Source organism: Gilliamella sp. B2838 (assembly GCF_026536185.1).
GTDB lineage: Bacteria > Pseudomonadota > Gammaproteobacteria > Enterobacterales > Orbaceae > Gilliamella.
Window position 1 is genome coordinate 1 of record NZ_JAFNOO010000019.1, and the last position, 10,799, is coordinate 10,799.

A 10,799-nucleotide genomic window follows, 5' to 3' on the forward strand; every position below is an offset into this window, starting at 1 on the left:
GGCGGAGTTGGTGCAGCGGTCAGTGAGCGAGGCGCAGAAGTCATTGCCAGTATTCTTTATCCGAATAAAAGTATAGATGAATTAACTCAGGATGAAAAACAACAAGTCAGCGCACTCGCTCAACTGGCCACCGGTCTGACTATTGCCGCATTAGGTGGCGATGCTCAGGATATCAATACCGCTATTGCTGGTGGTAAAAATGCGGTTGAGAATAATGGATTAACAAGAGGAGCAATTAAAGGGCTAGAAAAAGGTTATGAATCGTGTATGAAAATTGCATCATGTCGAAATGCATTAATGCAATTAGGTCTCAATTTTGGTTTAACTAATGCACAAATAGAAGAAGCCATGAGGGTTGGACAAACACGAGATATTAACCAAATTAAAGAATTAACTCCTGAACAGATAGCTTGGCTAGATGCACAAATACTGGCTAAAAAAGGTTTGGCACCAATCATGTTTGGTGATGAAACCTTTGGTAATAGAATTTATAACGAATCATCAGGGGATAACGATAGCAACAATAACAAATTGGGAGGTGCAGGGGCTATTACAGCAGGTGGTGCGCCAGGTTTGCCTCCTGATGATGAAGATAACAATAATAGCAAGAAAAATAATGAAAACTATCAAAATGAAAAGCAACAAAAACGATTTGATGAGTTAAAAGACATTTATAATAAAGATAATCCTAAAACTGATTTAGAGATTGATGGTCAATTAATTAAACAAAATGGTGGGAATCGTTACAGTACTCGAATTTATGAAAGTCAAAATTTGTCAGATAAACAAATATATAATTATGCAGAGGAATTAGCAGGACAACCTTTGACGAAGGTTAAAGATGGTATTTATACCGCACGTCTTCAAGATGGAACTAATATTACATTAAGAAATGTATCCAATTCAAATACGGGCGCTCGTTGGACTATTGATATAAAAAATAACCCAACTTTAATAAATTTACATAGGGGATTAAGAACTGGGGCAGAAATTAAATTTAAATAGGAAAAAGTATGATAAACGAGAATGATTTTAAAACGGTTGTTGATTGGTCAGAACTAAGAGCATTTAATGGGTTATGGAATTGCATTTCTCCAGAATTGGTTTTATCTTCAGAGTTTACTGGAAACGAGATTCCATTCCAAAAAAGAAAAGCGTTATTTTTTTATTTTGTTCATAGATTACTAAAAGAAGGTCGTCTTAAGTTAGCAAAAAATGGACATCTTCTATCGGGGTCAATAGACGATCAAATAAAATTATTTTATAACGCTTTTCCAAAAACGGCAGATGGAATGTTTGATAAACAAAAATTAATGGATGACTATTGGTTTTTTGATGATTCTTGTCCGGCGGAAGCCGTCTGGGTTTTGGATGATGGTTCTTTAGAATGGACTTAGGTAGTGAGTTCACAATAAATTTCCTTTTTATTAGGTAATCTACTTGGTAAGTTGGACAATTAATTTGCCCTTTTAACGGTGATAGTTATCGCTTGTCCGGTTTTAAATCCCATCGCCTCCAGCCAATTATCTTTAAGATGCAGCGCAGGGTGTTTGCGTTTAAATAATTAATTGCTATTTATCAACAGACAATAGCACTGACTCAAAACGATTTTTTACAATCACTGCATCAATTAATTTAGTCACTGTCTGTTGCTCTTCTTGTAGGTGATTGATTAATGCCTTAGATCATTAAGCTCTTGATAAGAGGACTTATGTAATTAATAACTATGCCAAAGAAAATAATATTAGTTATGAAGAAGCGGCATCTAAATTTAAATTTGCCATGTATACACAAAAAATAGCGGATGTAATTTCATTATATTATGGTGTTAAAGGCGTAGGTATTGTTAACGGTAAAATAAGTGCTTTAGATTTAGCTAAAGCAGAAAAGGCGATTAATGAATATAATGCACTTAAGCAAGAATTAAATGCTGGACAAGGGAACGGCAGGGTCTTTACAAGGAAAAACACTCGGTGAGTATACGGCAATAAAACCAGGCCCGCTAACGGATGATTTAGCAGGGACTTTTACTGGGGGCAAGTATAAAGAAGTTGTATTACAACAAGACACTATCCTATATAGAGCAGGTACAGCAGATAAGCCATTTGGTCAATTTTTTAGTGTGGAACCCCCACAAGGTGTTTTACAAACACGCATAGATAAAGCGGTCTTACCACAATGGCCTGGTGGAAGTACTTCACCTATTGATTCATCAATAGCTATAAAGATCCCTGCAGGTACAAAAGTTTATGTTGGTGAAGTTGGCTCTCAGAATGGAATTTATGTCGGTGGAACACAGCAAATAGTTGTCCCTAAATCATGGACAATAAAGGGAACAGAGATCATAGAGGTTAAACCATTAACATGATGAATAATATTGAAAAGATAAAAGAGATCCTTGTTGAGATATCGACATTATTAATAAAAGGTAACTATCCTGATTGGGGAAACAGCTTTATAAAATTTAGTAAGGAAATAGAGTCTGATCCTGAGTTTATAAAAAGCGAGCTATCAAAGCTTTATGGTGGCATGGGCTCTTTTAATGACATTGTGCTTTATGAGGATAGAAAACCATTGATAGATGAAAATGATAGGTTATATTTTTTAAGGACACAACTATTTGAATTAATTAACCATTAATAACATGATCCCAGTCTAAAAATGGGATCATATTATTCACTTTCTAGAGCTGCATCGCAAGTTCAATAATCAATTTGCCCTGCTCTATTTTAATGATAACAGGGCTGCCACATAAAAGCCTATCTGCTCCAGCCACAGCCCCTTAATTGTCCGTTATGGTCTGGGGTTGGGCTTTGTGCCTTGTGACATGTCACCGACGATATAAAACCACCTAGCCTTCACTGCGGATAAATCCAAAAACCGGTTAGATACGGGCACAATCAGTTTTAGTGATATAGAAAACAAAGCCGACTTTAAGGTGACCCAGGTATCGATAAGTGGCGGTACGGGAGGACCTAGCGTCCCAACGGCGTATCAAAACAGTGATAAAGACTCGAGTACCTCCAAATCAGCGGTGGAAAATGGACAGTTAATCATCCGTAATCAAGACGAGCAAAAACAGGATATCAATGAATTAAGTCGGGATACTGAGAGTACCAATAATCCGCTGAAACAGATATTTGATAAGCAAAAAGAGCTTGATAAGATAGAAACGGTAGAGTTAATTAAAGATATTGCCCAACAAACAAAAGATGTGGTGAATAAATATGACCGCATACAAGCGCAAAATGATGTAGATAAAAATAAGGATGCATTATCAAGGCTTGAGGCAGCAAAAGCGTATGAAAAGTTAACTGATGACGAAAAAGCAAAAATATCGTTTGAAAAGTATTATGAAGATAATAAAGATTACTGGTATTACTCAGCGGTTGATACGCAATTAGCATCCAACCTAAAAAATGGTAAAAACCTGGGCACAATGGGGGGCGATGTCAGCAAAGGGATAGATAGTGCAGTTGCCATTGTGACAGGCATTATTTCGGGTGATATTACCGGTGGGCTTGCTGGTGCCAGTGCTCCTTGGCTGGCTGAGCAAATCAAAAAGCATACCGGCCATATGGATGAAAATGGCAACTGGGTAACCGATAATGTTGCCGGAAACTTAATTACTCATGCGATTTTAGGTGCTGTGGTTGCCGAGCTACAAGGCAACTCAGGACTTGTTGGTGGTGCAGGTGCTGTTGGGGGTGAACTGGCAGCGGATATCATTCGTAAACAACTTTATGGCAAGGATGTAAAAGACCTAACTGAAGAAGATAAACGCACTATCAGTGCACTGGCCCAACTGGCCACCGGACTGGCTATTGCCGTTGCAGGGGGAGATGTGGGTGATGCCGGCACTGCTATTGCTGCTGGTAAAAATGCGGTTGAGAATAATGGATTAACAAGAGGAGCAATTAAAGGGCTAGAAAAAGGTTATGAATCGTGTATGAAAATTGCATCATGTCGAAATGCATTAATGCAATTAGGTCTTAATTTTGGTTTAACTAATGCACAAATAGAAGAAGCCATGAGGGTTGGACAAACACGAGATATTAACCAAATTAAAGAATTAACTCCTGAACAGATAGCTTGGCTAGATGCACAAATACTGGCTAAAAAAGGTTTGGCACCAATCATGTTTGGTGATGAAACCTTTGGTGATAGAATTTATAACGAATCATCAGGGGATAACGATAGCAACAATAACAAATTGGGAGGTGCAGGGGCTATTACAGCAGGTGGTGCGCCAGGATTACCACCTGATGATGATCATAATAATAAAGATAAATCATCAGCAAGTGAAGATAAGTCCCAGACAACATCTAATGGCTATAAAGTTTCAAATGGCGCTGATAAAGTTATAGATAAAGCCGATTTGGAAAATCCTATTGTTCAATCTCGTATTAATATTCAAAATGGTGATTCAGCAAAAGGTTGGAATCATGTTTTGAATAGACATTTTAATAGTAATAGTAATGCAAGTCAGTTTACTATTAGTGAAGCAGAAGCTAAATCACTTATTGGAAGTGATCAAGTTAGGAATGTCCCAATTAGCAATACAAGATTTTCTATTATTAAGGGAACAAATACCCAACAGAAGATTTATGAACGAGTTATTACCCTTGATAAAAATATTGGAGTCGATAAGTTTAGTGGAAAACCAACTAATACTATAACAATACTTACAGATAAAGCTGGTAATTTAATTACAGCAACACCAGGAAGAATACCTTTATGATGAACGAAGATGAATTAATTGAAAGAAATTTGGCTAATTTTCATAAATTGGAAAAGGAAAAAATTTATCCTTTTTTCTTGTCAGAATTTGGCGAATTAACATCTGCATATTTTATTTATCAAAATATAGATCAGTATGCAGATATATATACTTATCTTGTTAATGGTAAATATGTTATTGAATTTGATGTTTCAAAAATAGATCACTCGATAACGAAGAATTCAATAATAACTGTCGATGAATATAAAAAGTCAATACAAGGGAAAGGTAGAGCAAAAAAGGAAAGCAGGGAATATTTAGATAAAATTATGAAAGAGATTTATACAAACTGATTTATTTTGGCAAGCTATTTTCCCAGTTCTGCGATTCCCATCGCAGAACTAAATTAATCATTTATCAACAATGCGATCTACTTCTCAAGTTAGCGCCATTTTTAGCGGTGATGGTGACGGATTGGCCTGTGGTGAATCCGAGTTCATTTAGCCGGTTGTCTTTAATGGTAAATTAAGGGGGGGAATACCCCTACCAACGTTAGAGCGATCCCCAACGGTGTAATAAGTTGTTCATCTTTAGCAGGGCTGTTTTTGGTTTAGAATAGACCTTAGTTAAAATAACTACCTCTTAGTGTCGAGTTGTTGTGATTAGCAGATTGGTTGCCGAGCTACAAGGCAACTCAGGACTTGTTGGTGGTGCAGGTGCTGTTGGGGGTGAACTGGCAGCGCAAGTCATTCGAAAAACATTCTATGGGGATAAAAACGACAACGAATTAACCGAAGCAGAAAAACAAAACATCAGCGCACTCGCCCAACTGGCCACGGGACTGGCTATTGCCGTTGCCGGGGGAGATGTGGGTGATGCCGGCACCGCTATTGCTGCCGGTAAGAACTCGGTTGAGAATAATTTTATGGCCTTGCAAGTAATGGATGAATTTGACCGTGATTATCGAGATGGTTTGTTACTATTTAAAGGTGATGAAAAAGCAGCAACTGATTATGCTAATGAAATGATTCGAGATAGAGCAATTGCAAGCGGTGTTGTAACTGGTGTTATTGTTGGAGGTATAATTCTACCTAATAGTGCAATCATTGGTGGTTCATTAAATGGTGCTATCAATGCCGGAATGCAATATACTTTAAATGATGATGGTAGCATTAATTGGACTGATGTAGGAATTGCATCAGGAGTTGGTGTTGTTACTGGTGGTGCAGGGACTGGTTTTTGGGGGACAATAGGTTGGAATGCTACAGGTGGTGCAACATCAAATTATTTAAAAGATGAAGAACCGTTAATTGGTGCTGCAGCTGGTGCAATAGGATCTGGTTTTGGTTATCTTGGCGGTAAGATGTTACAAGGTTCATTAGAAAAAATGTTTAATCCAATTTCAAAACAATATGAATGGGTTCCTATTGGAATTTGGACTATTACTAAACCCGCTTCTCACAGTTCTATTCCGGCTATTTCCGGGGGAGTCGTAGGCTCTGCTACAGGAGAATTAATTCAAAAGAATATTAATGATCTGATGAAGAGTAAAAAAGATGAAGAAAAATAGAAAATATTTAGTATTGCTGTTTCTATGTATAACGATGCCTTTAATCTTGTTTTTTAGTATTTTAATTATAAGTTTAATATTTTCATTTTTGTTTTATTTTAAAACAAATGAATTTGTAATTAATACTAAAGATATATATATAGCTTGTAAACTAGCTCCTTTTGGTATTCCTGTAGGAATCTATATGTGGTATTTGGAGTGTCGTCGTTTAAGAATTAAGATCTTTGGCAAATAATTAAGATCCCAGCGTAAAAACTGGGATTTTTTATATCCGAGATCCTCATCGCAGCACATTGTTTTTTGTTCAGCTAATCCAATCTTGTGTGCTAATAATGTAGCAACGTGGTTAATCGAAACGGTTGGATTTGAAGGTAATCCAGCGGCAGGTTTTGGGATGACTGCTAGCGTATTTGCTAATTCATTAAGTAAGGCTAAATTAAATGACCTTGCCGCAATAATGGAATTATATAAAAATAACCTAATAGAAAATCCATCAGCCCTATTAAATGAAATAAGAACGACTCTTAGTGAAAACGGGGCTTATAAAATTGTTTATGATAGAGCAAATAATACAATCATTAAACAAATTAATGCTGGAAATGGGACAGGAGGATATTTAAATAAACCCGAACAAGGAGGAACATTAAATATCCGTGCAGGAAATAAGCCAATTGAAGGCGCTTATAATATATCTCATCCTGATTATCCTATGGGAAAAGGTGTTTATCCTGGCAATGCTAATGATTTGCCAAATATTGCAACAGGTTCGCAAAATAGAATTATTATGGAAAACCCATATAAGTATGATCCATTGAATAATGAAATTTTGAGAGTTTTATCAAGTGAAGGGACTATTACTATTAAAGGATCCATATCAAATGGGACTTTAAGAAATCTAGAAAAGAATGCTTCCGATAAAGGTCTTGTTTTAATTAATAAAACAAAGGTACCAAACAATGGTCATACACAAACTAATGGTAAATCAATTGGAAGTAGTGAATTAATCGAATATACATTTAAAAAGAAATGATGCTATGAATTATAAATTAGATATAACTAATCATTATGCAACAATGATTCATTTTGATGAAATGATAGGATTAAATAATTTTATTAGAATCCCCGCGATTACAGAAAATTTATCATCATTATATGAAATTAATCTAGAAAATATTGCAATTAATTTATATACCGATGAGCCTTTCTATAATATTATTTTAAAAAAAAATCCTCATAATTTTATTAAAAACTATGAGGACCCTGTTGTATTATTGAAAAAAGCAAAATTAATTATAAAAAACCCCAAATGTGCTCAAATTCTTATGGTTAATGAAAAAGATTATTTTCATTCTTGGCGAACACAGTTTCTTAAAAATGATTTAGCAATAGTTTGTTATGCAAACAGTCTTACTTTTCAAGACACAATGGTTTATGTAAGAGTTATTTTTTCTGGAAGTATTGAATTGTTATTTAACGAAGAAAATATGATATTACATACGGCAGGGTATGATGTATTTATAAATCAAGATCAGATAAGAGCTTTAAATGAAGAAATGCACCAAAAAATTCAATATAAGAAAATTAATATTGAAGATTTAAAGTTCAATAATAAAAAATCTCATTTGTGGAATAGAAATTACTTTGCTCAATATTTTTCTCAAGAAGAGAAATTTGATTATCGTTGTATAGCGATAAAAGATTATGATGGTACTGATGAATAGAAAAAGTATTTGTGAAGGTTAATTTGCTGGAAAGGAAATAACAAAGATAAGATAGGTTGGAAATGCTGCTTCGGAATTATCAGCGTTACCTCATCTTGTTCTTGAATTGTCGTAGCAGATAAAGGAGGTAATGGTTCTGGGATAGGATACCCTTCATTTTGATGAGATCCACCATAAATTTCATAAGTTTTTAGTACTGCATTTTCGAAGTTACTATCTCCCATTGGATCAACTAATGCAAGATCAATTAATTTCCTTTGTTCGAACGTTAGACTGGTTAAAAAAGATTCGGCTTCAGCAATACTTAATCCTTTTGCAACTAGTACATCAACTGCTGTAATTGTTACTTGTTGCCCAAATGTTCCAGGTCGAAGAACTCGCCAAGCAATTATTGTAGCTTGAGCCAGATAGTTATTCTCAACCGCATTTTTACCGGCAGCAATAGCAGTGCCGGCATCACCCACATCTCCCCCAGCAACGGCAATAGCCAGTCCGGTGGCCAGTTGGGCCAGTGCACTGATAGTGCGTTTATCTTCTTCAGTTAAGTCTTTTACATCCTTGCCATAAAGTTGTTTACGAATAATGTCTGCTGCCAGTTCACCCCCACCTTTACTTGCACCTACAGAGCCAGAAACACTGCTCACTTGATAGTCCGCTTTGTTTTCGATATCACTAAAGCCAATGGTGCCTGTATCTAACCGGTTTTGGGATTTATCCGCAGTGGAGGCTAGGTGGTTTTATACCGTCGGTTATGTGCCACAAGGTACAAAACCCAACCCCAGACCATAACGGACAATTAAGAGGCTGTGGCTGGAGCAGATAGGCTTTTATGTGGCAGCCCTGCCATTATTAAAATTGAACAGGGCAAATTGATGGTAGAGCCTGATTTATTAAAATACGAATTTGTTAACATATAATTTCATAAAGTGTGTCAGGCGGTGCCTGATATGCTTCAAAATCAGCATGAATAATTTCTCTCATTTCAGAAAAACTTATTTTTTTAATCGTTTCTATTTGGTTGCATTCAGTCATGGATACAACCATTTTAGATGCATTAGTAATTTTGATCATATCAATCAATGTATTAATAAGTATATCTAGACGTTCTTTCGGATCTGCTGGAAAGCCAATATCTGTATCTGGTGCATATTGGTCATAATCTATTAAATAAGTAGCATTAGGATAACCAGGAGCATCCCCTATTAAAAAAGAAAATATATTATAAGCGGGAATTAGCTTATCGGGGTAATTATATAATTCCTTTTTAGAGATCTTATGAATCCCCAATTGGCTATTCTTAATAAATTCAGATAACTTTTCAAGTTTATCTTGACTTAAAACTGGTTCTATATAACCACAAACATCATTTGACATGTTAATTTCCTTTATTTATCTAAAATCCAAGGTCCAACGGGCTTACCATTTTCATCAATTTGTCTGTAATAACTTTTATCTTTATATATTTTGCCGTTATGAGATTTATAAGTTTGCTTATGTTCATGCGGAACTACTTTTCCATTATTATCAAACTCTAGGTTACCATGTATTCTTTGCTGTCCATAGTCTTCTCTTGAGAACATATTACCTCTTTCATCATAATAAGTAACACTTCTAGAACCATCTGATCTCGATACCTCATAAATTGAGTTTGGCGTAGAGGTTTTTGGTGCTTTCCCTGATGGTACAATGATGTGTTCAGTAACAACTTTATTTGTAGCTGGGTTAATAATTGGATTGGATGATGTACTATTTGCCCCCTTTCCAGAATTAATCTCTTGTTCTTTTTTTACATGTTCACCAAAATTACTACTTTCATTAGCTTTCTGATTGGTGTCCTGATTATCCAGTATTTTATCCTTAGTCTCTTTATAATTTCCACCACCTTGTTCAACATTGCCTTTTCCGTGTTGTAGCTCTAAATCTGTTTTGTCTAATGGTTTGTTGGCATCAGTCCCTTTTCCGGTAACATTTTTACCTTTGCTTGCATTGTCTGTCACTTTTCCATAAACAGTCAATGTTGCTAGTCTTAGTGCATCATCAACACTCAGATCGCTATTACGAACCTGATGAACAATTTCATTAATATCAGGACCAGAGCCAAAAGCACCTAATATGTTATCTTTTAAAAATCTTTCTTGGATTTGTGATTCAGATAATCCTTCAGCTCGCCATTGTTTTAATAAAATTAATCCTCTTACTCCTGATAAATAAGGGTTAGATATAATGTTTGACGGTATCCAATCGCTTCCGGAAGCATCATAAATATCCCAATTCATAAAGCGGTGATTTTTGGCATTATCGGTTTGACCTTCTTGAATTCCTTCAAGCATCGAACTTGCATAAGATGAGACTAACTGGAAATATTCATCGGCAGATAAATTGCCTGATTGGTATAATTCATATAGTTTTTTACCTGCTTCTTGTTCTTTCTGTATATATTCATTATAAACATCCTTTCTACACTCATCTGTTTTACATTCATTATATTTTTCTTCTAATTTATCAACTTCATCCACACCTACAATATTTTTGATTTTTTCATGAAGTTTCTTCCCGTCTTTATCAAGTTTTTCAACCCCACGTTTGTTACTCAATAGATTATTCTCAACCGCATTTTTACCACCGGCAATAGCGGTATTGATATCCTGAGCATCACCACCTAATGCGGCAATAGTCAGACCGGTGGCCAGTTGGGCGAGTGCGCTGACTTGTTGTTTTTCATCCTGATTTAATTCATCTATACTTTTATTCGGATAAAGAATACTGGCAATGACTTCTGCGCCTCGCT

At 35.7% G+C, this 10,799-nt stretch carries 13 protein-coding genes and 1 pseudogene; 9 read left to right on the plus strand and 5 right to left on the minus strand.

Annotated elements, in window-relative coordinates:
* On the plus strand, nucleotides 1-1,005 hold a 1,005-nt coding region (locus J3U63_RS12720; RefSeq protein ID WP_267371749.1), incomplete at its 5' end, for a VENN motif pre-toxin domain-containing protein.
* Nucleotides 1,006-1,013: 8 nt separating this feature from the next.
* Nucleotides 1,014-1,397, plus strand: coding sequence for a DUF596 domain-containing protein (locus tag J3U63_RS12725; RefSeq protein WP_267371751.1), 384 nt, complete (start codon nucleotides 1,014-1,016; stop codon nucleotides 1,395-1,397).
* 59 nt (nucleotides 1,398-1,456) lie between these two features.
* On the opposite strand, the gene J3U63_RS13455 is transcribed toward J3U63_RS12725, so the two are convergent.
* Nucleotides 1,457-1,540, minus strand: coding sequence for a SymE family type I addiction module toxin (locus J3U63_RS13455; protein ID WP_416381313.1), 84 nt, complete (start codon nucleotides 1,538-1,540; stop codon nucleotides 1,457-1,459).
* Nucleotides 1,541-1,571: 31 nt separating this feature from the next.
* Nucleotides 1,572-1,682 (minus strand): annotated as a pseudogene (locus J3U63_RS13460) (XRE family transcriptional regulator); the annotation flags it as partial.
* 245 nt (nucleotides 1,683-1,927) lie between these two features.
* On the opposite strand from J3U63_RS13460, the gene J3U63_RS12730 reads away from it, so the two are divergent.
* The 7 genes from J3U63_RS12730 (at nucleotide 1,928) to J3U63_RS12760 (ending at nucleotide 8,011) form a co-directional block, all read left to right on the plus strand.
* Nucleotides 1,928-2,368: a hypothetical protein gene (locus tag J3U63_RS12730; RefSeq protein ID WP_267371753.1), complete on the plus strand. Its 441-nt coding sequence runs from the start codon at nucleotides 1,928-1,930 to the stop codon at nucleotides 2,366-2,368.
* Entirely contained in the window at nucleotides 2,365-2,640 is a 276-nt protein-coding gene (locus tag J3U63_RS12735) for a DUF6966 domain-containing protein (RefSeq protein ID WP_267371754.1), read from the plus strand. Before J3U63_RS12730 ends, J3U63_RS12735 begins: the two co-directional genes overlap by 4 nt.
* Nucleotides 2,641-2,938: 298 nt before the next feature.
* A complete protein-coding gene (locus J3U63_RS12740; protein ID WP_267371768.1) occupies nucleotides 2,939-4,741 on the plus strand; it encodes a VENN motif pre-toxin domain-containing protein in 1,803 nt (600 codons plus the stop codon).
* Complete coding sequence (locus tag J3U63_RS12745) at nucleotides 4,738-5,073, plus strand: hypothetical protein (RefSeq protein WP_267367866.1); 336 nt, start codon at nucleotides 4,738-4,740, stop codon at nucleotides 5,071-5,073. The genes J3U63_RS12740 and J3U63_RS12745 overlap by 4 nt, the downstream gene beginning before the upstream one ends.
* A gap of 305 nt (nucleotides 5,074-5,378) precedes the next feature.
* A complete protein-coding gene (locus J3U63_RS12750; RefSeq protein WP_267371770.1) occupies nucleotides 5,379-6,290 on the plus strand; it encodes a VENN motif pre-toxin domain-containing protein in 912 nt (303 codons plus the stop codon).
* Nucleotides 6,291-6,609: 319 nt separating this feature from the next.
* The gene (locus tag J3U63_RS12755) at nucleotides 6,610-7,320 is read left to right on the plus strand and encodes a hypothetical protein (RefSeq protein ID WP_267371772.1); all 711 of its coding nucleotides are present in this window, start codon (nucleotides 6,610-6,612) and stop codon (nucleotides 7,318-7,320) included.
* Between the two features lie 4 nt (nucleotides 7,321-7,324).
* Entirely contained in the window at nucleotides 7,325-8,011 is a 687-nt protein-coding gene (locus tag J3U63_RS12760) for a hypothetical protein (protein ID WP_267371774.1), read from the plus strand.
* Here the strand turns inward: J3U63_RS12760 and J3U63_RS12765 are convergent.
* The 3 genes from J3U63_RS12765 to J3U63_RS12775 form a co-directional block, all read right to left on the minus strand.
* Nucleotides 7,990-8,655, minus strand: coding sequence for a VENN motif pre-toxin domain-containing protein (locus tag J3U63_RS12765; RefSeq protein ID WP_267371775.1), 666 nt, complete (start codon nucleotides 8,653-8,655; stop codon nucleotides 7,990-7,992). The two genes, J3U63_RS12760 and J3U63_RS12765, sit on opposite strands and share 22 nt — an antisense overlap.
* A 262-nt stretch (nucleotides 8,656-8,917) precedes the next feature.
* The gene (locus J3U63_RS12770) at nucleotides 8,918-9,385 is read right to left on the minus strand and encodes a hypothetical protein (protein WP_267371776.1); all 468 of its coding nucleotides are present in this window, start codon (nucleotides 9,383-9,385) and stop codon (nucleotides 8,918-8,920) included.
* Between the two features lie 11 nt (nucleotides 9,386-9,396).
* Nucleotides 9,397-10,799, minus strand: a 1,403-nt coding sequence (locus J3U63_RS12775) for a VENN motif pre-toxin domain-containing protein (RefSeq protein ID WP_267371777.1), incomplete at its 5' end; no start/stop codon positions are given.

Coding starts and splice junctions, on each gene's coding strand:
- J3U63_RS12770 (WP_267371776.1), bottom strand. CDS start 9,385: ATGTCAAATGATGTTTGTGGTTATATAGAACCAGTTTTAAGTCAAGAT.
- J3U63_RS12730 (WP_267371753.1), top strand. CDS start 1,928: ATGCTGGACAAGGGAACGGCAGGGTCTTTACAAGGAAAAACACTCGGT.
- J3U63_RS12735 (WP_267371754.1), top strand. CDS start 2,365: ATGATGAATAATATTGAAAAGATAAAAGAGATCCTTGTTGAGATATCG.
- J3U63_RS12725 (WP_267371751.1), top strand. CDS start 1,014: ATGATAAACGAGAATGATTTTAAAACGGTTGTTGATTGGTCAGAACTA.
- J3U63_RS12745 (WP_267367866.1), top strand. CDS start 4,738: ATGATGAACGAAGATGAATTAATTGAAAGAAATTTGGCTAATTTTCAT.
- J3U63_RS12760 (WP_267371774.1), top strand. CDS start 7,325: ATGAATTATAAATTAGATATAACTAATCATTATGCAACAATGATTCAT.